Source organism: Cellvibrio sp. 25HG11W-0, from assembly GCF_057815475.1.
The window spans coordinates 3,702,134-3,725,960 of the sequence record NZ_CM174230.1 but is presented as its reverse complement, the minus strand read 5'-3'; the positions used below and the strand labels follow the sequence as shown (position 1 = coordinate 3,725,960).

The window sequence follows — 23,827 nt, the reverse complement described above, 5'->3', positions numbered from 1 at the left end:
CATCTAACCTAGGCGTTGCGGAGTCATTGCACTGGGTGATTGCTGATCACCCATAAAGGAGGGCCTTATGATGTACACCCTGAGCGAACTTTTTGCCAAACTCGGCCTCCCTAATACCGCTAGCGACATGGATGCCTTCATCGCCCGCTATCGCCCGCTGCCTCAAGCTGAGCCACTCGCCAGCGCGAGTTGTTGGAATACAGAACAGGCGGATTTTTTGCGCGAAGCACGCCAACCTTATTCCGATTGGGCTGAGGTTGTGGATGAGTTGAATTGTTTATTGCGCGATTAATTGGCTAGTTTTTCATCTGTTATATCTAAAATGGTCAGCGTTTGCTGGCCATTTTTTTTGCATTGCCGTGTTTAAATCGCGTTAGCATTTGCCATTTATAGCGGTCGCGGTTAAGGTTTGCTTTCGTAACTACTTAATTTTCATGACAAATTAGTTTCAAAGGACGATTTTATGTTAAAGCACAGTCTGGTTTTGGCACTCTCAAGCTTCCTGGTAATCCCCGCTTTTGCGGCGGATAAGCGCCCTTGGGATATTGAGGTTGATTTAGGGGCGAATGCCACCTCGGGCAATACGGAAACATCGAGCTTTCAGGGGAAAATCGACGCCAAGCAGAATTTCACTAAGTGGGAAAACCAATATGTGCTCAGTGCGCTCTACAAAGACGATCAGGTAGAGCAACTCGACGGTACCAGTAGCTCAGAAAAAACCGCCGAAAAATATTTTGGCTCGATTAAATCCGCCTATGTTTTTGGCGCAGAGAAGTCCTATTTTTTTGGTTTCGGTTCTCATACGAGCGACAAGTTTGGCTCCTACCGCAGCTACTCTACCTTATCGGTAGGTTATGGTGATTGGCTTTACTCAACCCCAACATTAAATTGGTATGCCGAAGTCGGCCCCGGTTATTTTGAAGGCGATAAAGTCGTGCAGGGCGCTAATGCCACTCTTGCCGATGTGTTGATTAAAGAGAGTGGTGCCATGTTGCGTTTGGCATCGGCCTTGGAGTGGATGATCACCCCTACGGCAGAATTTAAACAAACCCTCAGCGTTGAAGCGGGTGATAACAATACTCGTACGCTGGCGGAGACATCTCTCTCTACCTCTATTACCGATGCGATGAAAATGAAAGTAGGCTTTGCAGTGGCGAATGATACGGATGTAGCACCGGGCAAGGTAAAAACGGACACTACGACGTTTGTTAACTTGGTTTATAACTTTTAAGTCGGTTGTGCTTGGTCTTAATTGATTGTTTCGGTTAATTGTTTCGGTTAGTTATCTCGATCAATGTTTTGTTTGTTCTAGCAATTGTTTATGTTCAAATGCTTCATCTCAAGCCGCTCATGCGTAAGTATTAGCGGCTTGAGTCTGCCTACCGCTATAATCGCACCCTACCTACCAATAGATTCTTGCTTATGTCTGCTACTTTTACTCGCCAGCTACTTGCGCCACGCCATTGGTTTTCTTGGTTGGGTGTGGCCCTATGGGTGCTAATAGCGCAACTGCCTTTTAGGCTGCAGCTGGGTATGGCGAGACTCTTAAGCCCGCTATTGCGCATGAATAAAAAACGTTTGCACCAAGCGCAAACCAATTTGCGCTTATGTTTTCCGCTGTTGTCTGATGCAGAGCGCGAAGCACTGTTGCGCGAGACTTTATTCTCAACCGCAATGGCTGTGTTCGAAACGGGTATCGCCTGGTTTTGGCCAAAGTGGCGCTTGCGGCGGCTCTTCACTGTGACGGGATTGGAATATATAGAACAGGCGCAGGCGGAGGGGCAGGGCGCGCTGCTGTTGAGTTTGCATTTCACTACCCTAGATATCGGCAGTGCGATGATGGGGCAGCTGATCAATTACGACGGCATGTATCGTCCTCATAACAATGCAGTTTACGACTATCTGCAACAAAAACGCCGCGAAGCCTATTGTAAGGGCGGCATGGCATTTAGCCGCGACAATGTGCGCGCTATGGTGGGCCAGCTGCGCAAGGGGCGTATGATTTGGTACGCGCCAGATCGAGATCTCGGTGAAAAAATTTCGGTATTTGTTCCCTTTTTTGGTGTGCAAGCGGCGACAGTAACGGCCACCGCTCAGTTTGCACGCATGGGACGCGCACGGGTAATTCCCTTTAGCCAGCAGCGCTTGGCTGATGGCAGCGGCTATGCAGTAACAATTCATCCGCCATTTGCTCATTATCCCAGCGGCGATGAAATAGCGGATGCGCGCCGAGTGAATGAATTTATGGAGCAGGAAATTTTAAAATGCCCTGGGCAATATTTTTGGGCGCAGCCGCGGTTTAAAACTCGCCCCGAGGGTGAGCCTAGCGTTTATTAGTGTCGACGACTTAAGCTAAGCCATTATAAAAAAGAACGAAAAGAATCGCGCGGATTAATAATCCGCGCGATTTTTTTTGAGATGATTTTTTTAAGAAAGGGGGCTGCGCTAGATGGTTGGCCGTTAATGCAAAGCCGCTACTTCATGGCAGTCTAGCGCGCGATATTCACCTAAACCGAGCGCAGGGTCTAATTCTACACTGCCGATGGCGCTGCGGTGCAGTGCTACCACGGGATTGCGAAAGCGGCCAAACATACGTTTTATTTGGTGGTAGCGCCCTTCGGTTAAATGCACTTCGGCAAGGCACTCTCCCAAAATTGTTAATTGTGCGGGGCGGGTGGTGAGGTTTTCAAAAGGGAAATGCATACCTTCCGCAAAAGCGCTGATGTAATCCTCGCTTAGCGGGTTGGCGAGGGTGACTATATAGCGCTTGGCAATTTGCTGTTCGGGGGCGCTCAAACCGCGCGACCAGCGGCCATCATTGGTGAGTAGCACCAGCCCTGTGGTATTGAAATCGAGGCGGCCGGCGATGTGTAAATTATATGCGGCGAGCTCTGGCTCGCGGCGTAAAATTAAATCGAGCACGGTGGGGTGTTTGTCATCTTTGGTTGCACTCACTACGCCTATGGGTTTATGCAGCATGAGATAGATGGCTTGATTGGCCTGCAGTATTTTTTCATCGAGTGTTACGCGCGTAAACTGATCGACAAATTGATGAATATCAGTGGCAGGGTTGCCGTCAACCTGTAAACGGCCTTGTGCTAGCAGCAGGCGAACATCTTTGCTGTTGATGCCAGTTTGTTGGCTGATAAAGCGGTCGAGGCGGGTGCGTTTAGATTTCATCGGTGTTAGTGGGGCGATGATTTGGGTTTGTCAGAGTAGTGCACCTTGCCCTGCGCATCGGTCCAGCGGTAAATTGGTACTGGTGCATGATCGTCAGGATTATTGTCTGCTGGTGCCGTATCTGGCGTTGTATCTATAGGCATATAGTTTGCGTCGCGCCCACTTTGATCCAAATCCTGTATTTGATAGCGGCTCATGCCATTGGCTGCAGGTGTCTCGCTGCTAAAAATAATTTCGGTGAGTTGATTAAGTTTGGGGTTCATCATCAGCTGCATTTTATTGGGCGAATTTAACTGCGCTTGGAATTCTGGATCTTGCACTATGGCGATAATGCGCGGGTCGTGTTTTAAGGTGTCCACTCTACGCCAGGCGGCGACCATTTTTTCTGCGGCGGCCTGTTGCCCTGTGCCGCCACTTTCTGCGGTGTCAGCAGTTGCCAGCAGCGCTTGAATGTCGGGGTCATTCATCACGTTTTGAAACTCTTGGTTGCGCATCAGTGCATTGACATCACCCGTGGTTAAGAGCGACTGCACGTCTTCGTTTTCAAGTAACAGTTTCATTTTTCCGTTGTTAGCTGCTTGTTGCACATGGCTGAGCATCGTTTGTGGGTCTTCCATAAATGCGCGCGTTACATGCGTTGCGGCGGGGTCATCGAAGGCGATATCTGCAGCGCTGGCAGCAGCCGTGCTAATGAGTTTTTTCGCGCTGGCTTCAATGAAAGAATCGCGCGCACGCGCGAGGTCTTTTATCTGCGGTACAGGCGCGCCTAGGTCGCGTGTTGTGGCGTCGCGGTCTATTGCGCTGTTATTGGCAACGCTATTTTGTACTGGCTGAATATCTGGTTTCTTGGTTACGCCAATGGCATATACAACCAGCAAGCCTAGCAGTGTGCCCATTACCAAGCCAATACTTGCACCGCCTACTTTTGAGCTGGTGGCGACGGCATCGCTTTGTGGGATTGCGCGGGCTGCTGCTTTGAGGAGGAGTTCTACCAATAAGCTCACGACTAAAAAAATACTGCTGCCGGCCACAAAATAAGCCACTAAACCATCGAGCGGTGTGTAGTGCACAACCCACTTAGCCAGTGGCTTGGTGAAAAATATGGCGGCAGGATAGGCGATAGCCCAGCTCATAAGGCGGCTTATGGATTTAACAAAACCCTTCTGGTAACCACGCCAGCAAAAAAATGCGGCTATGACTAAAAAAATAACAGTGACCAAGCCCATGATGTTTTCCTTTTCTATGCAGGTTGCTTTCAGTGCGGGCGATCATCTTTTCGCCGACGTGAATGTTATGTCTATAAATGAATGCGTAAGTTGTTATAAATTTCACTGCTGAAGTCGGTGCTGACTCCGGCTTGCTGCGCGTAATCTTGCCAGCCGCTTACCACCGCAATGACTTGTTCAATAATGTCTTGGGCTTCGCGTTTAAAGTTGGTGATTAAATTCGCTGCCTGCACAAGGTCGGCGCGGGTAAAATTATCGCGCTTGCCATTTAAACTGAGTTGGTGCGAATTCACCCAGGGTGAACCAGGTTTGTAGCTGTAGGCTATGTCAAATGCGGGCGCCAGTTGCCAGTCAGCTTTGGGGCTCGCCAAGATAAAGCCAGTATTTTTGCTGTGGTCATCGTGGTTGCGCGCGACTATGTTGAACACCATACGCCGATAAATTTCTATCGCTTCTGCGCGTTTTAAGCGCAATTGGCGGGCAACACTGAATAGCTGTTCGTAGCTGTAGTGGCCGGGCTGTTTGAAATCGGCATGATCCATAGCGCAGAGCGATTGATAGTGCAGCTTGTGATTACCGTTGCGATCAAATCGTTTTGTTAAAAAGTGAGCGCGCTCACCTTCAAGTAATAGTTCGCACGGCGATATGTTAATGCCCGCTGCGCGCGCCATTAAATAATACGCATATTCCATGCGACCAAAACCTTGTGGGTCGCCAAAAGTTTCACGTTTGCTGCCGCGCTCGGTAATACCGTCAAATTTTAGCAGGTAGTGCTCAAAGCCTGCGGGTGCGTCTATTTGCCCCGAGCGAATTTCGTTGCGTGTTTTATTGATGGCAATTAAGGCTTTGGCGCGCGCACCCCCCGCAGAGGTTCCTACTTGCATAATGGCGCGCATGGAATCTTTGTCGGTTTGATCAAGTTGGCTGTGAATACCCGCGCGCTCATTGAGTACTTCTTGCGCCATGCTCATGAGTGATTCGACTTCCAGCGCGCCTTGATTGGTTTGCGGACGCTGTTCGGCGGGTGCATATTCGAGCGCGCCCATGCCGCGCTTACCGGTATAGAGTAGGCGCTCTAAGGGTGTAAATGAGTCGGGGTTGCGCCCATTGCGTGCCAGCCATGCATCAATCACCGCATTGCCAAAATCATCGGGCAGGGTGTCTGCAAACGCGGCGGGTAAGCCTTTGTAGGTGGCGTTGTTTAAATGCGGAAATTGAAAGCGGCTTTGCCCTTTGGGGGTGATAGGCATTTGCAAAGGGGCAATTTGTACGCCGCTTGCCATCCATTCGGGGGCGTATTCAAAGGTCGCGCTGGCGGTTTCTGGTGCCCAGGCCAGAGCGCCTACAAACTTATCCCATAGCCACACTTCTGCGAGGTTTTGCATTACCAGTCCAACCTTGGTTCATTCACTGCTAGGGGTTCGCTGCTGGCAGGGCGGGCGCGCTGTCGTTTTTTGCCACGCAGTTTAAGCTGCTCTAGCGGGCTAAATGCGGTGGTGGTTATGAGGCTGTCCAGTTGCTGCAGTTCATTAAGTGCGCGCAAGGCTGCGATAAAGTTTTCCAACTTGCCACCGCCCGCAATAAGTTGGCGATAGCTTTTGGGGGTAATACCTATCTCATCAGCGAGGGTTTGCTGGGTGATGTTGCGCTCTAAACGCAGGCGCTCTAGGCGTTGGCCCAGCTCGGCAGCTATAGCGGTGTCACTTAGGGTGTATAGATTCATAATGGGTATTATATTACTTCTAATTTATTATTTTTACCAATAGGCGTTAGTTATATACCTATTATTTTTAATCTTAATTAGTGGGTATTTTTTTACCTTTAAGCTACTGTAATTTTACTTAATGGGTTTTATTTTACCTTTTATTGTCGTGTGCTAAGAGCCCTGCTTTAGATGGAGTAATCGAGCAATGCGCTCATTGGATAGCTGGCGATAGTCAGTGTAGGGGCAAACGATGAGGCGGGTGGCGTGATTGGATGCAAATAATTATCCAGTCAATGCGGTGACGGTAGTTCTAGGCTGGCAGTGTAAGTTTTACCGGCCACTATACATCAATGCTTCTGCTGCTTGCGTTTGTAGTAAGTGTTGGTCGCGATAGGCTTGCCGGCTCGATGGAAGCACATGTGCTGCTTGACGTTGGTGCCAATCAGGATCAACTTTGCATAAGCGTTAAACAGCTTGCGCCAGTGATTGCTGGTGTTGGCCGCAATATAGGCAGTTTCGCCTAGCTTAAGGTTATGCGCTGTGAGGAGTTGCGGGTAATGATCAAGTTGCGGGCGATTAGCGGTATACGGTTTTATCTGCGACTGCTCTGAGCCTAGGCCAATGGCGGTGTGCGCAGTGGCGTGAAGCGGGGGCTGAGTTGATGATTGCTTAGAGTGCGTCATTCGGCATTTAAATCTCTTCTGCTGATTAAATAACAGAAAGGATACGTGCGGTGCTAGCGGTGAAAAAAATGAATTGTGACTAAAAACCATGCCAATAGGTTGTTGGGATAAACTGGCCGCTGTTAATGGCTTCTGCCATCAGAAACGTGATTTTTCCATATTATATAGAGTGAGTTAACAATGGATGCCTGTTCCCAGCCTGATTTACTGGCGGTCGATGTAGCGTTGGCGCGTATCTATCAGCAGCTGAAGCCGCTTAGTACGCACATCCACGAATCTGAATGGGTTGATGTGGCGCATGCCCTCGACCGAGTGTTAGCTGAGCCAATAATGGCGGCTATTAATGTACCTGCCGGTGATAACTCGGCAATGGATGGCTATGCAGTCAAGGCGGCCGATTGCTCGGGGCCAAACGCTAGGCTCACACTGGTCGGTCAGGCGCTGGCGGGGCATCCATTTGAAGGTGCGTTAACTGCTGGGCAAACAGTGCGCATTATGACGGGCGCACTGGTGCCCGCAGGTGCAGATGCGGTAGTGATGCAGGAAAATACTGAGCGCTTCGCGCAAGCTGTCCATATTCAGCAGCAGGTTAGCGTGGGTGAAAATATTCGCCGCGCGGGCGAGGACATAGCCCTCGGCGAGCAAGTGTTAGCACAGGGTAAACGCCTAGGCGCATTGGAAATAGGGCTACTTGCCTCCCTTGGCATGGCGCAGGTTGCTGTATATCGCCGCGTTCGAATTGCTGTGGTAACCACAGGTGATGAATTGTTGCCTGCGGGGGCGGCTCCTGCAATGGGTAAAATATTCGACAGCAATCGCCCTCTGCTGTTGGCCTTGCTGCAGCGCCTCGCAGTAGATGTGATGGATTTGGGCATAGTTGCCGATGACCCCGTTGCGCTCAAAGCTGCTTTTACGCGCGCCATGAGCTGGGCGGACCTGCTCATTTCAACGGGTGGTGTGTCGGTGGGCGATGCAGACTACACCAGGGATGTATTAACCGACATGGGCGAAATAGATTTTTGGAAAATCGCCATGAAACCGGGTAAGCCCTTGGCATTTGGAGCGCTCGGCACTGGCTGGTTCTTCGGTTTGCCTGGCAATCCAGTATCCACCGCTGTGACCTATCACCAAATAGTTGTGCCGAGCGTCCGTTATCTCGCGGGTGAACAGCTTGTGGTGCCGAGTATGTTGACGGCAATCGCCGCTAGCCCCTTAAAAAAGCAGCCTGGTCGAATGGATTTTCAGCGGGGTATTTTAACCACAGTGCAAGGCATTAATTCGGTCGTTAGTGCGGGGTCGCAAAGTTCTGGGGTGCTGCGCGCTATGGCCAATGCCAATTGCTACATCTGTTTGGCGAGGGAGTCAGGCTCGGTCGCAGTAGGCGATGAAGTGAGTGTGATTCCGTTTGATCGTTACATTCAATAACGTGTTGCTATCTTTAATAAACTATCGCTATTTTCAATAGCTTGCCGTGCACTAGCCTATTGAATTACGTGGATTAGTAGTCTGAGTATTTACCCGAGGAATAACGTTTGGATCTTATGATGGTATTGATAGCGGGCGGGATATTTGTCGCCGCGCTCCTATATTCCTCCGTCGGCCATGCAGGTGCATCCGGCTATATTGCAATCATGGCGCTCGCCGGTTTAGCGCCTGAAAGCTTAAAACCCGCAGCGCTCTGTTTAAATATTTTGGTGGCAACCATTGCCAGTGTTAAATACATCAAGGTCAGCGCCTTTTCGTGGCCCTTGCTCTGGCCACTCATTATTACTTCCATTCCTTGTGCGTATATTGGCGGGCTCATGAGTTTGCCGAGCAACTACTACAAGCCGGTGTTGGGGGTGATGTTGGTGTATGCCGCCTTCCATTCGTTCTTCACGGCAAGGTCTGCCAGCCAAAAAACAACGCGCGCACCGCAGCAGCTCTGGTTGATGGCGGCGGGCATGGTGATAGGTTTTTTCTCGGGTTTAATTGGCGTGGGCGGCGGCATTTTCTTGAGCCCCATTTTACTGTTTTTGCGCTGGGGTGAAACACGGGTTATTTCAGGTGTCGCCGCGGTGTTTATTTTGGTTAACTCAACAGCGGGTTTGCTCGGTGTTTTCACTACACATCCTACCTTGCCCAGTGGCCTTGCTTATTGGGCGCTTGCCGCCATCATCGGCGGCTGGATTGGCGCCAGCCTTGGCAGCAAGCATCTCAGCAATATTGCGATCCGTCAGGTCATGGCACTGGTGTTGTTGATTGCGGGCGGAAAAATGCTTTTCACCTAATAGCTGGATGCAGCGAGGTTGTCGGCAGCGCTCGCTTTACTCGCGCGCGCTAATTGCCGCGATTTGCGTTTGCGCGCCCAAATGATAATCCCCGTCACTGATAGCATCGCAATCACCAGCCCCAGTAGTGTCACCAGAATTCTACCCGTTAATCCAATAATACGTCCCGAATGAAGCGGGAATTGCGCCTGCATAAAAATATCGCCTGCCGAGCCTTGGCCAGGGAAAGTGCCACCTAGATAAGCGCCAGTTGCACCATCAAAATACAACCAAGGGTTGCCCAGCCCCATGTCTCCGTGCCCCATCCCTGGTGCAAAGAAACCAACACCATATATATCCTTAAAGGACGCGTAATAAATACCGCCAAGTGGTGCTTGAATCGATTCCTTGTCAGCCTGCTGCTGGGCGAGGGCAACTATAGCCTCGCGGCTCAGCGCGGGCTCTGCCTCGGTAACGGGCGCTTTGAGTTCGAAAGGGGTGGGTGTTAGCGCCGAGAATACGCCGACCAAGGGGCGCACTACTTGCGAGCTAAGATTCATAGAGACTGAAGTGACAGCCATCATTAGCAGCAGCAACCATACCCACACACCGCCAGAGCGATGTAAATCAAAGGTGACTTTTTGGCGGTTGCTGCCCCAGCGAAACGCAAAGGATTTACGCCACTGGGCGCGCGAGGGAAAGGAGATGCTCAGGGCAATCAAACAGTCCAATACCCACACGATGCCGATAATACCCATCAACAATAAGCCCGTCTCCAGCCCAGATACATCGGGGAGGTGCAGGGAATAGTGCAGTTTATAAATGAACGGTAAAAGCTTATCCGGTGCGAGCGAAATCTCACCCCACAGGCGCTTGGCTTGAATGTCGCCGCTATAGGCATTCAGTGCGACTTGGCTGTAAGGCAGGCTTACTGCTGGGGCTGCTTTCGCTTGATCTGCTGAGAGTTGCTGGCGTGCCACTACCATGGCGCTCATGGCATCTCCTTCTTCCAGCATAAGCGGCATGAACGTAACCCTAAGCTCGGGGTGTTTGGCCTCTAGTTGCGCTGCCAAAACGAGGGGGGTGAGCTGCTCAGTCCGTGGATTGTTGGTATCGCTAGAGTGATAAAACTCGGGTGCAAGCCAAGCATCCAGTTCGTGATCCCACGCGATAATCGCGCCGCTTAGCCCCGCAATAAACAAAAATACGGCGATAAATAACCCAAACCAACGGTGTAAAAGCCCAAGAACTGTACGCATAACAAACCCAAAAAATGCTAATGAATGATGATTTCTAACACTATAAGGGAATTCCTATCAAATACAAATAATAATCATTACTATTGACATAAAATTCTAACCCCTTATATTTGTCGCTCCTTTCAACCTAAGACCAACATCCCTGCAGCATCACCTCTCATAAGGGTGGTGCTTGCCTCATCTTTATTTTGGAGTGCTTTATGTTTAACGCCCGTCATCGCCGTCTGCCTACTAAGCTTGCCGTCGCCATCGCCCTACTGAGTTCAAATAGCCTTGTGCTGGCGCAATCGGCGGCGTCAGCAATAGAGGGCAGTGTTGTTGAAACGAGCGCTAAAGAGGCGGGAGTGGAAGAGATGTACATCCTAGGTGTGCGCGCCAAACGTATCAGTAAGGGTGCAACAGGCTTGGCGCTAGAAATCAAAGACACCCCTCAATCCATCAGTGTTGTAGGGCGCGATTTTATTGATGGCTTTGCCACCAGCAACCTCAATGATGCCTTGCGCTTAGCGACCGGTGTACAAGTTGAGGAGTGGGAAACTAACCGCTCCAACTACATGGCGCGTGGACTCGAAATTAAAAACACCCAAGTCGATGGCGTAGGCTTACCTAACAACTGGGGCATAGTAACGGGCGCTATGGATTCGTTTGGCTATGAAAAGTTAGAAGTGATTCGCGGTGCAAATGGTCTTTTAACCGGAGTGGGTAATGCCTCTGGCACTATCAACTACGTGCGCAAGCGCCCCACCAATGACACCCAAGGCAGCCTAGGGGTAAGTGTTGGCTCTTATGATTTCAAACGGGTTGAAGCAGATTACTCAACGCCCTTCACCGACAGCAGCGACTGGGCTGGGCGCGTGGTCGTCGCGAGTGAAGATAAAAACTCATACCTACGCGACCTGTCCAACGACCGCACCTTTTTGTATGGCGTAGTGGATGGTCAACTTGGTGAAAACGCTACCATCACCTTTGGCTACTCCTACCAAGCAGCAAACACTACTGGCAACATGTGGGGCGCACTGGTATTTGCAAATAGTGATGGCACTCAGGCCGAGTTTGATACCAGCGCCTCAACCACGCAAGATTGGACAATGTGGGACACGCTCAATGAAACGGCTTTTGTTGAATATACCTATGCACTCGCAGACAACTGGGATGCAAAGCTCACGTACAACCATCGTGACTATTCAGACAACAGCAAATTATTCTATGCCTACACCTCGGCTGGGCTTGATAAAGAAACGGGTCTAGGGTTGATCGGCTGGCCTGGGAAATGGGCAGAGGAGACAACGGCAGACTTGGTAGATATCACCCTGAATGGCTCCTTTAGTTTGTTTGGACGTGAAAGTAGTGCCATTTTCGGCGTGAGTAGCGCGCGCAGTGACAGTGATTCCTACAATAACCCAGCGGCCTATACTGAGCCGGCATTTGGTGCGTTGCCAGCCTTTCCCTATGCAGGCAATGCAATAGCAGAGCCCGCATGGGGCGCCAAAACACTCAATGGCGAAACCCATCAAAATCTTCAGCGCATCTATGGTGCCACCAATATAGGCCTTACGGACAAACTAACGGCGGTGGTCGGGTTTAACAGCGCTGAATATCAGCGCGATGGCCAAACAAGCGACAAACCATTCGATCAAACTGAGCGTGAGTTCAGCCCCTACGCAGGCTTAAGCTATCAAATAACGGATTCGGTATCAGGCTACGCCAGCTACTCCGACATCTATCAGCCGCAAGATTATTACGACATCAACAAAGATTACTTGGCCGCAAGCAAGGGCGTTAACTACGAGCTGGGTGTAAAAGCAGATTGGTTGAATAAACGTTTATTAACCACCTTCGCCATGTTTACCGCCGAGCAAAAAGGCCTTGGAACATACGCAGGGCTCGCCAGTGACGGCACCTATTACTACGCAGGTATGAATGTAAATTCCACCGGTGTAGAGGCAGAAATAACCGGCAAACTAGGCGACACGACTGAGCTTATTTTGGGGGCCACCTCGCTTCAGCTGGTAGACGATGACGAGCAAAATGCCTATCTCTGGGTGCCGCGCGAAACACTCAACTTAGCCCTAACGACGCGCTTGGCACAAAACGAAAAAGTGCAATTAGGCATTAGCGGCAAATGGCAAAATGATATTCGCAACGGCACGGTACGCCAAGAAGCCTACGCCACGCTCAACACATTTGTGCGCTGGGATTTTGCATCCAACATGCAAGCACAGTTAAACATCAACAACATAACTGACCAAAAGTACATCACCAGCCTATACAACGTAGGTTTCTACGGTGCTCCCCGCAATGCAAGCCTCAGTGTAAAACTGAACTTCTAGGCTGTTCTTGTTGAGCAAAGTAATGGAGGCTGCACCGCTCGATTGGGTGCGGCATTTCATTCTTTAAAGAGGGGGGAACGAACTTGTACCCTCCTCCTAAGCTTCTCATTACTCCACTATTCACCACAAAGCCGTGCTAAGACTGGCTTTGCCAAACCCTCTTAGTCTCGTTACTCCGCTTAAAGCCGCATTGTTTTCGACACTTTTTCGACACTATTGGTTAGAAAAGTTAAAATCTACTGGCCCAAAGTGATATTTTTTTCGAATTAAAAAATAGTATTCCCGCTGAAAATAACTCTACACCTGTTGCAAAAATATTTGCTTTGTTTTCAGGGGCTAAGGTCGCGTACATACCACCCTCGCCAAGGTTAAGTACCGTCAACCAATAAACAGTGTCCAAAATTGAGTTGTATAGGAAAAACAAAGATATTGCAGAAATAAAAACTGATAGCAATGCGTTGGGTGACATTCCTGTAGGTTCTATTTCTGATCCAGGGGGTATTATTTTCTTTGCAATAGATAATGGGAAATTCCAAAGAAGTATGGCTAAAAACAACCAAGGAAGATAGATAAGGCCTGATGCTGTGGCTGATGCCAGTATTCCTTGAACTGTTCCATAAATTATGTTTTCAAGGAGAAATGCCATATTTTTAATGGAAAACAAGAACAACCCAATTGCGAATAGCTTTATTCCAATTCCTAAGTAATGATATGCCTTCATAATTTTTCCATTTTTAGCAGATTAGTATTAACTATTCATTGATAGGCAAAAGGCAAGACCTGCCCCCGAATTTCTTTATAGCTTTTCACGTAATTGATTCTAAATACTTATTCAAAGCCATAACAGACTTTTTCAATTCGGTTTTAGCTTGTGGCAGTATTAATAACTTGCAGATAACCCACCCAAGAGGGCCATGCGGTTTAACATACACTTCTTGAAGAACCTGACAACCATTTGAAGATTCGCGAAAAACCGTTCGGAAAGCCATGTTATGAAATGGGAAAAAATAACCACGCCCAACACGCTCACCATTTTCATAAAATGCGTCTTTTGAAAAATGTCTAACCTCTTTACAAGGCTCATAGTGAGTAATTTCCATAAACAAAGTTGCTTTTTGCGAACCCATGTCACAAAGAAGCTCTATACCTACAAGTCTTTCTCCTTCAAAATTATTTTTTACGCTGTGAATCCCTTTTTCAGGCGGAGTCCAACTTGTTATGTCTTTATTAAGGATTAGATATTCAAATACTAAATCTTTACTGTAGGGAAACTCACTTAAAAGACTTGCAAACATTTTCACGGATCCGTTTATGTGGCGCTAAAACAGTTTATTCAACGGACTCGGCCGCATATTTACAGGTTGGTTTTAACTATTTTATAAGGGGCAAAAGGCAAGACTTAATGGGATGGTCCGCCCCACTCCCAAAACGGCTTCGAATGAGCCATGATGTGTGTGCGAACATACATCAACAAGAGCGGAGCAGACCATGAGCAATGATAAACCAAAAAATGATGTGGCGGTGCTGGGAATTGATTTGGCCAAACAAAGCTTTCAGCTTCACGGTGTCGACAAAAATGGCGCCACTGTCTTGAAAAAGAAGTTAGCCAGAAAGGATCTTTGCGAGCTTATCGCTCGGCTTCCTGTTTGTATTATTGGCATTGAGGCCTGTGGCGGTGCAAATCACTGGGTGCGAGTGTTTCAAAAGTTTGGCCACACCGTACATATGATTGCCCCGCAATTTGTAAAACCTTTTGTTAAATCCAATAAAAACGATGCTGCTGATGCCGAGGCAATCTGCGAGGCGGTGCAGCGCCCGTCCATGCGCTTTGTGCCAGCAAAAAGTCTGGAGCAGCAGGATATTCAAAGTCTGCACCGAATTCGAAGTCAGGCGGTTGCCAGAAGAACCGCGCAAGCCAATCAAATTCGTGGCTTGTTAATGGAGTATGGCTTTATCATTCCGCTAGGTATTTCATACGTTAGAAAATCCATACCCCTACTTTTAGAAGAGGCTGATAACGGATTAACCACCATGTTTCGCGAGTTGCTGGCTGATCTTTACGAAGAAATGGTTCACCTAGATACGCGCATTAAAACCCTTGAAAATAAGCTTGATGCGCTATGTACCCAAAATGAAGACTGCCAGAGACTGCGCAGTATTCCCGGCGTTGGGCTTCTTAGTGCAACGGCAATGGTGGCCGCAATTGGAGACATTAGTGTCTTTAAAAATGGCCGAGAATTAGCGGCCTGGTTGGGCCTAGTGCCACGACAACATTCCACCGGCGGCAAACCAACGCTGTTAGGTATCAGCAAGCGGGGCGATACTTATTTGCGAACACTGCTTATCCACGGCGGGCGCACAGTGGTAAGAGTGGCCAATAAACATCAAGACAAACGCAGTACATGGGTAATGAAGCTAGAGGAGCGTCGAGGTAAAAATATTTCGGCGGTTGCGGTCGCCAATAAAAATGCGCGCGTAGCCTGGGCGCTGCTTAGTCACAAAACCACATATCAAGCTATCGCCGCATAAGCGAAAGAATTTAACAGCAAGCTGTTATCAACGAGTTGCGTAGATAAAGTTCAAGTGATGGCAAAAAAGGTAATACCTACATATCAGTAAGTCTGACGGGGTCTCGGGCTCATTAGAAGCCGAAGACTTGATGAGACAGATATGTGCGAATTCCATCAGGGCCAGAGGCTTTAATTGCCTCACCTCAAGGCCGGATATATGGAAGCAACCTTTTTACAATTACGAACACTTTCATCTTGCAATACGGGGCGGACCATATATGACCCTGAATCCCTTTACAATACGTTTCTGTCGTATCTTTTGAGTCGATCTGTTTTAAGGTTATCTGAAAGATCAGACATTAGTGTAGTTATTCTTCCTGGCGAATAATCCTTCCATTGCTTAACATCAGCAAGAACTTTATGAAATACTTCATCTTTGAGCCGATTCCCTAGCTGAATTCCAAAAGTGCTAGGAAATATATTTTTAAAACTATCCCTAACATGTTCACATTTTGGAGACATAGATATAAAATTTAGTATATATTCAGGACGCATAATATACTCAGAATTTTTTTCCCGTATAATTTCTTTCGTATGCTCTAGAGCGCGTGTCTGGTTTGTCATCCACCATGTTTTTAAACCCATTTCAGACACCGTTCCAATTTCGTTATTTTTCTTTCGTAGGCCATATACGCCATGCACCAGAAGGGATGTATTATAGGCGAGGTTTTCATTATTTTTGGTTTGATTTGACATCATGGTTTCTGATAGCGAATTAACTTTGGTAATATTACAAACGGATTCAAGATCCTCATTTGAAATGAATTTTAGTTTATATTCCGTAATTAGGTATTTTCGGAGCTCTTCGCGCCCCTTATCGTTTTGTACATTATCATAAGTTAGAAACTGCTCTATGTATTGTTTCCAACCTCTGACCTTGCCATCTTCTTTAGCATAGAAATATGATCTAATTAATATCTTACTGCTATTTCTTGCGATCTCTCTCGTCATGTACTGTTCCATTTGAGAGAAGTGATTAATGAACTCATAGTAGGTGCCCTGAATATGCGTGTATATTTCTTCAAGAACACATTCTGAAAGGTATAGTGACATACCTGTTTCGGAGGATATTTTCAAAAGATTCCGAGCGACTTGATTATCTTCTTCCAAATACCTTTCAGAAATTGCTTTAACGAGAATATCACTTCCTAGAAACAGATTGAACGATGAACTCATCGTGCTGAAATATTCAATAACCCTTGGTTCAGCTTGCAAGGAGAAAAGAAGAACATAGGTTCTAGAAAGATGTGTAAGGTATGTCCTCTGATTGGGAGACCCGTTATAAAATACTCCTCGAAGTAATACCTCGATGCATTCTCGATAATTTTCAATTTTATTCTGTTCAATTGCGTCCAACTCAATAACTTTGTCAATACAATCAGAAACAATTAGTGGTGGGTCATTGTTTTCCTCAGAGGAAAGGAAATGTGAAAACAATAACCCTTGGCTTTCGAATATTGCATGAATAACTTTCACGCAACAATCTGCAACTATCTGATACTCCCCGTCATCGGCATCAAACATCGTGCTAACAAGTAGCTTAAGCTCAGCTAAAACATTTATTTTTAATGATTCGTCATTTTTATTTTCATTGAAAATTGATTGTCTTGTTTCATAAGGTAAGCAATATTTTTTTTGTTTTTTGTACCATCTTATTTCTCGTCCAGATGCATTCTTTGATCGAAGAAAATCTAAACGCTGTCGAATATGCCCTTTAATTAACTTATCCGACCAAGGGAAGAACTCAAATATTTTTTTACAGATACATTCCTCAGACATAAGAATTCCTTTATCTGGATCAGTTTCAGATAAAGCCCAAAGAATCATTGTGTCTGTTATCGAGTGTATTAACTTCCGATTTCCTAACCTGTTAGTAACTTCATGCTGTAAAAAAACAAAAGCTGATGGATCTTTAGAGTGTAACGAAGAAAATGCATCATCTCCTCTAGCAACATGTGACAGAAATTCCGTGTATGTAGAAAGGTGATTTTCAAATGCATTTATTGTTCCGATAGAATCATTCATATGACTAGAGATATATTTTCTATCACGGATTTTAATATTTACACCCAGCTCATCTGACAACAAATCCTCCTCTCTATCGATATGAGGTATTGCTCTAGATGTCAGATAGTAAATTCTGGTTACATTTCTACCAAACTCCTTTAGTCTGGCGTTTGTCTTCCTTATTTTTTCACGATGATTTTCTTGCCTAGTGAATTGGTAAAATATGCGTCCATTATCGCATTCGTATAAACCATCAGCGCCGCCATCTTTTACACCACCGCAAGGTACAAAATTACGCCCCTCTAATGCAGATAAAAAATCTTGAGCAAAACGCTCGAATGCAAATCCCTCAACCTTATCGAGAGCAATTTCTGATAGATCTGGATGTATGTTCTTACTCATTAGAATGACTTCCTAAATTCTTTGGTCCCTAACAGTTTATTCAACGGCCTCGGCCGTATATTTACAGGTAAATTATTTTTACCCTTTTAAAAAAACAATGTGTATCAATGCCTTGGCGGTTGACCAAAATAAAGTTGGAAATGTACGGTTAGATATATTTGGAGATATACGGCGTTTGATTTTTGGAATTGCTGTGGTGCGAGAGCTGATTGATTCAGCTTTGTTTTTTTGTGTAACTTGTTTCATCGTTCCCTCCGCCATTTTTTGGCAATCCTGCTTGCTGTTATCAAGTCTTCTGAAGTGTTCTTAATTCTATTTGGTAAGCGTCTAACCAACCACACCTAGATTTACTTGCCAAGGCATCAAATCTTCAAGTCCATCATCTGTATTGCGCTTAGGGATTTCTGTCAGCAAATGCTCAACATACTTTACCGGATTCAGACCATTTGCCTTAGCCGTTTCGATAATCGAATATAAAATCGCGCTGGCTCTCGCACCGCTGGCGGTGTTGCTAAACAGCCAGTTTTTGCGGCCGATCACAAAGGGTTTTACGGCGCGCTCCGCGCGATTATTGTCGATGCACAGTTGTCCGTGTTGTGTGTAGGTAGTGAGCTTTCTCCATTGTCGCAGCGTGTATGCGACCGCATGACCTAATGTGGATTTAGGGGGCGTCTGTTCCACTGATTTATCGAGCCATGCTTTAAATTCAGTGAGCAGCGGTACAGCATGCAACTGCCGCAGGGTATATTTTTCTTCCGGTGTTTTGTCGTTCAGTAGCGCTTCCACACGGTAGAGTTTCTGAATGTGCGCCACTGCCCAATCAGCACGGCCTACTTTGCCCTTTGGTTGTACTTTTTGCGCATCGGTAAATTTCCGGCGTGCATGAGCCATACAACCAGCCAGTGTTGCTTGAGTGCTTTCGTAAGCCGCATAACCATCAACCTGTAAATAGCCTTTATAGCCGCTTAGAAATTCTTTCGGGCAAGCAGCTGCGCGACTGGGTTGATAGTCGTAAATCACAATGTTGTTCGCGGAGCTGTTCGGATCAGGAGAATCTCTGCCGCTACAGTAGACCCACATGTAATTTTTTTTGTCATCCTGAAGCACTGTCACTGGCGTTTCATCTGCATGGATGGCGGTTTGTGTTAGCAGCGTTATTGTTAATCGCTGCAATAGCCTTTCAAGAACATCCGCACTACGCATTATCCAGTTGGACAGGGTGTTGCGATTGAGGTCGATATTCAGTTGCTTAAAAATAATTTCCTGGCGATACAGCGGCAGTGCCAATTGGTATTTATTGCCGATAATGTGTGCCAGCAAGCTGGGCGTGGCCATACTTTTGGGAATGGGGCTGGCTGGCACAGGGGCGATCACAATCGGCGTATTCGTATGGTTCTTTTCGCACTGACGACAGGCGTATTTCAGGCGCAGGGTTTCAATGACTTTTAAACTGGCGGGAATGTATTCTAGTTGTTCACTTTTTTCTTCGCCGATTTTGTGTAAGTCGCCATTACAGCAAGGGCACATTTTTTCTGTATCAGCGATATCAATTATGCGTGTTTCACGCGGCAAATCGGCGGGCAATGGTTTACGGCCGGTTTTCTTTTTAGTTGAAGTGGCGGCAGATGTGATATCCGCCGCTGTAGCGTCTGTTGTTATCTCTGCGTCACTGTCTGCACGGATTTCGTCTACTATTACTTCCGCTTCGTTAAATAACCAATCAAGTTGATCTGGGGATTTTTCTGAAGACGTGCCAAATTGGCGGCTTTGCGCCAGCTTGAATTGCTCACGCAGAAAACGAATTTCTTGCTCCAATATTTTATTTCGCTCTTTAAGCGAATCAATTTCGACAAGTAATTTATGAGAGTTTGGCATGGCCGTATTTTACTACGACCACCGAGGTTACATCAAAATAATTAACTGGCTTGCTGAAAAAATACCGGTTGATGCCCAATCACATCATAACCGCCTAGCAGCCACTGTAATTGTTGTTCACTCAAGGTAAGTGTTGCAGTTTGAATTTGTGTTGGCCACTTAAAGCGGGATTTTTCCAAACGTTTGTACCAGAGTACAAAGCCTGTAGCATCCCAATAAAGAATTTTCAGTTTATCGCGCGAGCGATTACAAAATACATACAGCGCAGGCTCAAATGCCGAGCGCTCCAACGCTTGCTCTATCACTACGACGAGGCCATTGATGGATTTGCGAAAATCGATAGCATCCTTGTACAGAAAAATAGCAGGCGGATCAACAAAGCAGCGCATTATGCAAGCGCCTTAATAACGTCCGCTAACCATTGCGCCGATACTCCCGTGGGCATACGCAGCTGTGTGGCACCGATGTGAAGCTGAATACTTTGGTTTTCGAGGGGTTTTGTCGTTATCGCAACAAAGCGATTTTCTGCGGGTTGCGTCGCCAATTGCTTTTTGCGTGTACTGAAATATTTATTATCAATCTCGCGCTCTGCGCAAAATGCCTTCGCGGTTTGTCCTGAGGCGGCTTGCTCCTTAATCAGTGCTCGCCATTGCTCTTGTGTTAATCTGGCCATCATCATTCCTCTGTTGAAAAAGGATTAGGCTAATGATTGGTGGCCAAAATGGGAATGTGTGCTTTATTGGACGCTTACTCTATTTGTGCTGCTTTAGTCATTGGGCTGATTTGTCCGCTCTCTGGAATAACCTTTGACTGAGTATATCCAATAGTATGGGATTCGAGAACCTATTCATACAGTAAAGGTTATTGCTCTGACATGGGCGGATCAGGCTAGAGGAGAGGTGCCATAGATATTTTCACTAAAGCTAGGTGTTCAATCAACAGCGTTAGAGCCTTAAGAAAATTAGCAGAATTGGCCTTCATTATTGAAGGTTCGACGGGGGGAGTGGTTCTCACACATCCATGTGTTTGACCGCTTAGCGGCAGCCTAAAGGCTGACCAAAATTGATCCAGTCAATTTTGTGAACCCGATGGCCCTCTGCGTCCAACCCGCCTCCACCAACACCAAAAACAAAACCCCCGACCATTGCTGATCGAGGGTTTTGTTTTTGGTGTTGGTGGAGGCGGGGGGACTTGAACCCCCGTCCGCCAGGACTCCATCCGCGGCTCTACATGTTTAGATCCGTTTATTGAATTTAACTCTAATCAGCCCAACTGGCAGGACGAAAAGAGCGATCCTGTTAGGTTTTAGCAGCGCCGTTCCAGGCAGACTTTGCCGCGATCCAGTTCTGTATGACGGGCTTTAACGCGGTACTGGCACCTTGTTATAGACCGCTAGCGGCGTACCACTAGAAGGTGCTTCAAAAGCTGCTTACGCAGCTAATTGGGCACCGTAGTTGTCATCATTGGCAACTGTATTGTTTGCAGCTTTGGATTAACGTGATTGGCTACCCTCACGACATGCACCTTGGACTTTGTTACCAGCGTCGAATCCTAATCGCCCCCGGTCACTGAACTTTATGGGGTGCTCTTGCAAGCGCTCCGTGGATCAAGTCAGCGAGTGGGGCATTCTACCCTTATTCGCCGAGTTGATCGAGTGTTTATATTTAACGGGGTGATTCTTTGCTTATTTATCTCTATAAGGCGTAATGGTTTGAATGCTGCCATCGGCGTTGTAGCTGATAGGGGTCATCTTTATAGAGCGCAAGTGGGTGATGCCTTGTGACAGTACGCAGTCGTGATAGAACAGATAATCTTGATCTTGGTAGCGGCAAATTGAGTGGTGTGTTGTCCAGCCTACGACGGGAGTCAGTATTTGGCCGCGATAGGTGAAGGGGCCGTAGGGGTTGTCGCCTGTGGCGTAGCACAATAGATGTGTGTTGCCCGTAGAGTAAGAGAAGTAGTAGGTGCCTTCATGCTTGTGCATCCACGAGGCTTCGAAGAAGCGACGGTCATGATCGCCTGCGAGCAGCGGCTTACCTTCTTGGTCAAGGATTAAAATTTCACGGGTTGGCTCGGCGAATTCTTTCATGTCGTCGCTTATGCGTGCGACTATAGGGCTGAGTGCCGGTTCATGATCTGCAGGTTCTGTGTTTGTTTCTGCATATTGATGATTGCGGTAGTTTTGCAGTTGTCCGCCCCAGATGCCGCCGAAATACATGTAGTGGGCGCCGTCATCGTCTTCAAATACAGCGGGGTCGATTGAGTAGCTGCCTTTGATGGCTTCAGGCTCTGCAACGAAGGGGCCTATTGGCGAATCGCTAATGGCAACACCAATTTGAAAAATACCGTTGCTACGCTTAGCGGGAAAATATAAATAGTATTTGCCATTTTTATGGGCTGCATCGGGCGCCCACATCTGACGTTCGGCCCAAGCTACATCTTTCACGCGAAGTGCAACGCCGTTATCCACGGCGGGGCTGGCGGGAGATTCCATGGAGATTACGTGGTAGTCCTCCATGCCGAAGTGGTCGCCGTTGTCGTTGAAGGGAATGCCTGCTTCAATGTCGTGGGATGGGTATATGTAAATTTTTCCATCAAAGACATGTGCCGATGGGTCTGCGGTGTAAATATGCTCAACCAATGGCTGAGCTATGGCGCGCGCCTTTAAATCGGCAACAACTTCCGGTGCTAATAATTCTTCAGACATAAAAATCTCACTACTTCTTAATCAATTTCAAATGTAATGCTAACGATTAACGACCTGCAGATTTTCTGCGTTCGTTTAGGTCGTTTTCAATTTGTGTTTCCATGGGTTTGTTAATCGCGTAGAGGAACATACATGCGGCGGCTAGAAAGAATGGCAGGGAGGCGAATACGCTGACTGCTGTTTTAATGCCCTCGATAGTTTGCTCGTTTTGTACTGCCAGTGATGCCTCATAGCCATAGTGGGCAAGTAGGCCCGCTACCAGTGAGCCGCCAATGGTTAAACCTGCTTTGAGGCCGAGAATCATGGCAGAAAACACTATGGCGGTGGCGCGACGGTTGTTTTTCCATTCGGAGTAGTCGGCGACATCGGCGATCATGGCCCATAATAGTGGAATGGTTAGACCGTAGAAAAAGCCGTGCAGAATTTGCGAAATAAAGATGATGCCAATATTGTCGGCGGAGAAGAATTTAAAGGCCAATACGAACAGCGTTGAAACAAAGAGTGCGCCTGCAAACACGTTGCGCTTACCGAACTTATCGGCGAGGCCTTTAGAGAAGCCAATACCTACAATCATCATCAAAATACCGCAACCGTTAAACAAGCTGAAGGCTGAGGTGGGGGCATCTTTAGGCCATTGAAATTCAGAAAGTCCGATGCTGGTGAGGCCGCTGTTCATGCCTGCAATAAAACTATTGAAGCCGATATTTTCTAAAAATGAAGCCAAGGCATTTTCATTTAAATAATTTTCAAAGTAGAAAATGTACATGCCGCCTTTAAGTGCAAGGGTGACGAACACCAGCACGGTGACCGCAAGCATAATAATCCAAGGTAGATTTTTCAGCAGATCGCTAACATCTTGTGCGACGCTATTGCGCGCTTCAACAACAGGGAGAATACGTTCTTTAGTCGTCGCGAATGCAATCAAGAAAAACACCGTGCCGACGATAGAAAAAAGCAGCATGGTGTTGTGGAAGCCAACGGCTTTGTCGCCGTCGCCCAAAATAAGTACGAGCGGCAAGAGCAATACCTGAATGACAAACTGCGCCACCATCACGGCGACAAAGCGGTAAGACGATAGGCTATTACGATCGGCCATACTGCCAGTTAATACACCGCTGAGTGCGGAATAGGGTAGGTTGTTGGCAGCGTAAACGACCAGCAGGGCGATGTAGGTTACAAAGGCGTAAATGACTTTGCCGCTCTCATCAAAATCGGGGGTGCTGAATGCGAGTAAGGCAATAGCACCAAAGGGAATCGCGGTCCAGAGTAGCCAAGGGCGAAATTTACCCCACCGCGTGGAGGTGCGGTCGGCAATGATGCCCATGACCGGGGTGAAAAAAGCGCCGAACATACCGCCAATAGCCATGATAGTGGCTGCCTTGCCCGGGCTAATGCCGTAAACATCGGTATAAAAGAATGCCAAGAAGGTGAGTAGGGTTTGAAAGATCAAGTTTGCGGCTAAATCGCCGAGGCTGTAGCCAACTTTTTCAACAACAGATAGTTTTTGTGTAGGAGATTGAGTCATTTTGATTTTATCTACTTATTGGAGTGGGACTTCTTATGTGTGTGGCATTGGATTATGGCTTGGTGTTTGGCGTAAAGCATCTGGGTTTGCGCCAGCCTATTAGAGCGAG

At 47.3% G+C, this 23,827-nt stretch carries 23 protein-coding genes and 1 other RNA gene; 7 read left to right on the top strand and 17 right to left on the bottom strand.

The window, feature by feature from the left end; all coding sequences use genetic code 11:
- Nucleotides 1–67 precede the first annotated feature (67 nt).
- The 3 genes from AC0KUT_RS15550 (at nt 68) to lpxL (ending at nt 2,337) form a co-directional block, all read left to right on the top strand.
- The gene (locus AC0KUT_RS15550) at nt 68–292 is read left to right on the top strand and encodes a DUF2789 family protein (RefSeq protein ID WP_488831306.1); all 225 of its coding nucleotides are present in this window, start codon (nt 68–70) and stop codon (nt 290–292) included.
- A gap of 171 nt (nt 293–463) precedes the next feature.
- Nucleotides 464–1,231, top strand: a complete 768-nt coding sequence (locus AC0KUT_RS15545; RefSeq protein ID WP_488831305.1) for a DUF481 domain-containing protein — start codon at nt 464–466, stop codon at nt 1,229–1,231.
- Between the two features lie 191 nt (nt 1,232–1,422).
- Complete coding sequence (gene lpxL, locus AC0KUT_RS15540; protein WP_488831304.1) at nt 1,423–2,337, top strand: LpxL/LpxP family Kdo(2)-lipid IV(A) lauroyl/palmitoleoyl acyltransferase; 915 nt, start codon at nt 1,423–1,425, stop codon at nt 2,335–2,337.
- Between the two features lie 123 nt (nt 2,338–2,460).
- Here the strand turns inward: lpxL and AC0KUT_RS15535 are convergent, their stop codons facing one another.
- The 6 genes from AC0KUT_RS15535 to AC0KUT_RS15510 all read right to left on the bottom strand — a co-directional run bounded on the left by AC0KUT_RS15535 (nt 2,461) and on the right by AC0KUT_RS15510 (nt 6,794).
- Nucleotides 2,461–3,180 carry a pseudouridine synthase gene (locus AC0KUT_RS15535; RefSeq protein WP_488831303.1) on the bottom strand — a complete coding sequence of 240 codons (720 nt, stop codon included), beginning with the start codon at nt 3,178–3,180 and terminating at the stop codon, nt 2,461–2,463.
- A gap of 5 nt (nt 3,181–3,185) precedes the next feature.
- Complete coding sequence (locus tag AC0KUT_RS15530) at nt 3,186–4,406, bottom strand: CvpA family protein (protein ID WP_488831302.1); 1,221 nt, start codon at nt 4,404–4,406, stop codon at nt 3,186–3,188.
- 71 nt (nt 4,407–4,477) lie between these two features.
- Nucleotides 4,478–5,791 (bottom strand): type II toxin-antitoxin system HipA family toxin, encoded by a 1,314-nt coding sequence (locus tag AC0KUT_RS15525; RefSeq protein ID WP_488831301.1) that lies wholly within the window; start codon nt 5,789–5,791, stop codon nt 4,478–4,480.
- Complete coding sequence (locus tag AC0KUT_RS15520) at nt 5,791–6,129, bottom strand: helix-turn-helix transcriptional regulator (protein WP_488831300.1); 339 nt, start codon at nt 6,127–6,129, stop codon at nt 5,791–5,793. Before AC0KUT_RS15520 ends, AC0KUT_RS15525 begins: the two co-directional genes overlap by 1 nt.
- Nucleotides 6,130–6,282: 153 nt before the next feature.
- Complete coding sequence (locus tag AC0KUT_RS15515) at nt 6,283–6,363, bottom strand: DUF6942 family protein (protein ID WP_488835763.1); 81 nt, start codon at nt 6,361–6,363, stop codon at nt 6,283–6,285.
- A gap of 95 nt (nt 6,364–6,458) precedes the next feature.
- Nucleotides 6,459–6,794, bottom strand: a complete 336-nt coding sequence (locus AC0KUT_RS15510) for a DUF6942 family protein (RefSeq protein ID WP_488831299.1) — start codon at nt 6,792–6,794, stop codon at nt 6,459–6,461.
- A gap of 180 nt (nt 6,795–6,974) precedes the next feature.
- Here AC0KUT_RS15510 and moeA point away from each other — a divergent pair, with 180 nt between their 5' ends.
- A complete protein-coding gene (moeA, locus tag AC0KUT_RS15505; RefSeq protein WP_488831298.1) occupies nt 6,975–8,219 on the top strand; it encodes a molybdopterin molybdotransferase MoeA in 1,245 nt (414 codons plus the stop codon).
- Nucleotides 8,220–8,335: 116 nt separating this feature from the next.
- The gene (locus tag AC0KUT_RS15500; protein ID WP_488835762.1) at nt 8,336–9,064 is read left to right on the top strand and encodes a sulfite exporter TauE/SafE family protein; all 729 of its coding nucleotides are present in this window, start codon (nt 8,336–8,338) and stop codon (nt 9,062–9,064) included.
- On the opposite strand, the gene AC0KUT_RS15495 is transcribed toward AC0KUT_RS15500, so the two are convergent.
- Nucleotides 9,061–10,302, bottom strand: coding sequence for a PepSY-associated TM helix domain-containing protein (locus tag AC0KUT_RS15495; RefSeq protein ID WP_488831297.1), 1,242 nt, complete (start codon nt 10,300–10,302; stop codon nt 9,061–9,063). The genes AC0KUT_RS15500 and AC0KUT_RS15495 overlap by 4 nt on opposite strands.
- A 200-nt stretch (nt 10,303–10,502) precedes the next feature.
- Here AC0KUT_RS15495 and AC0KUT_RS15490 point away from each other — a divergent pair, with 200 nt between their 5' ends.
- Nucleotides 10,503–12,632, top strand: coding sequence for a TonB-dependent siderophore receptor (locus AC0KUT_RS15490; RefSeq protein ID WP_488831296.1), 2,130 nt, complete (start codon nt 10,503–10,505; stop codon nt 12,630–12,632).
- Between the two features lie 229 nt (nt 12,633–12,861).
- Here the strand turns inward: AC0KUT_RS15490 and AC0KUT_RS15485 are convergent, their stop codons facing one another.
- A complete protein-coding gene (locus AC0KUT_RS15485; RefSeq protein WP_488831295.1) occupies nt 12,862–13,353 on the bottom strand; it encodes a hypothetical protein in 492 nt (163 codons plus the stop codon).
- An 85-nt stretch (nt 13,354–13,438) separates the two neighbouring features.
- A complete protein-coding gene (locus tag AC0KUT_RS15480) occupies nt 13,439–13,933 on the bottom strand; it encodes a hypothetical protein (protein WP_488831294.1) in 495 nt (164 codons plus the stop codon).
- A gap of 187 nt (nt 13,934–14,120) precedes the next feature.
- Between AC0KUT_RS15480 and AC0KUT_RS15475 the strand changes: the two genes are divergently transcribed.
- On the top strand, nt 14,121–15,161 hold the full coding sequence (locus tag AC0KUT_RS15475) for an IS110 family RNA-guided transposase (RefSeq protein WP_488831293.1): 1,041 nt from the start codon (nt 14,121–14,123) through the stop codon (nt 15,159–15,161).
- 275 nt (nt 15,162–15,436) lie between these two features.
- On the opposite strand, the gene AC0KUT_RS15470 is transcribed toward AC0KUT_RS15475, so the two are convergent.
- The 8 genes from AC0KUT_RS15470 to AC0KUT_RS15435 all read right to left on the bottom strand — a co-directional run bounded on the left by AC0KUT_RS15470 (nt 15,437) and on the right by AC0KUT_RS15435 (nt 23,718).
- Nucleotides 15,437–17,611 (bottom strand): hypothetical protein, encoded by a 2,175-nt coding sequence (locus AC0KUT_RS15470; RefSeq protein WP_488831292.1) that lies wholly within the window; start codon nt 17,609–17,611, stop codon nt 15,437–15,439.
- 78 nt (nt 17,612–17,689) lie between these two features.
- Complete coding sequence (locus AC0KUT_RS15465; RefSeq protein WP_488831291.1) at nt 17,690–17,857, bottom strand: hypothetical protein; 168 nt, start codon at nt 17,855–17,857, stop codon at nt 17,690–17,692.
- 81 nt (nt 17,858–17,938) lie between these two features.
- Entirely contained in the window at nt 17,939–19,486 is a 1,548-nt protein-coding gene (gene tnpC / locus AC0KUT_RS15460) for an IS66 family transposase (protein ID WP_488829883.1), read from the bottom strand.
- A 41-nt stretch (nt 19,487–19,527) separates the two neighbouring features.
- Nucleotides 19,528–19,875 carry an IS66 family insertion sequence element accessory protein TnpB gene (gene tnpB / locus AC0KUT_RS15455; protein WP_488829882.1) on the bottom strand — a complete coding sequence of 116 codons (348 nt, stop codon included), beginning with the start codon at nt 19,873–19,875 and terminating at the stop codon, nt 19,528–19,530.
- Complete coding sequence (gene tnpA, locus AC0KUT_RS15450; RefSeq protein WP_488829881.1) at nt 19,875–20,165, bottom strand: IS66 family insertion sequence element accessory protein TnpA; 291 nt, start codon at nt 20,163–20,165, stop codon at nt 19,875–19,877. Before tnpA ends, tnpB begins: the two co-directional genes overlap by 1 nt.
- A 494-nt stretch (nt 20,166–20,659) precedes the next feature.
- Nucleotides 20,660–21,049: a transfer-messenger RNA gene (gene ssrA, locus AC0KUT_RS15445) on the bottom strand.
- 121 nt (nt 21,050–21,170) lie between these two features.
- Nucleotides 21,171–22,193, bottom strand: coding sequence for a glycoside hydrolase family 43 protein (locus AC0KUT_RS15440; protein WP_488831290.1), 1,023 nt, complete (start codon nt 22,191–22,193; stop codon nt 21,171–21,173).
- A 46-nt stretch (nt 22,194–22,239) separates the two neighbouring features.
- Nucleotides 22,240–23,718 (bottom strand): MFS transporter, encoded by a 1,479-nt coding sequence (locus AC0KUT_RS15435; RefSeq protein WP_488831289.1) that lies wholly within the window; start codon nt 23,716–23,718, stop codon nt 22,240–22,242.
- Nucleotides 23,719–23,827 lie beyond the last annotated feature (109 nt).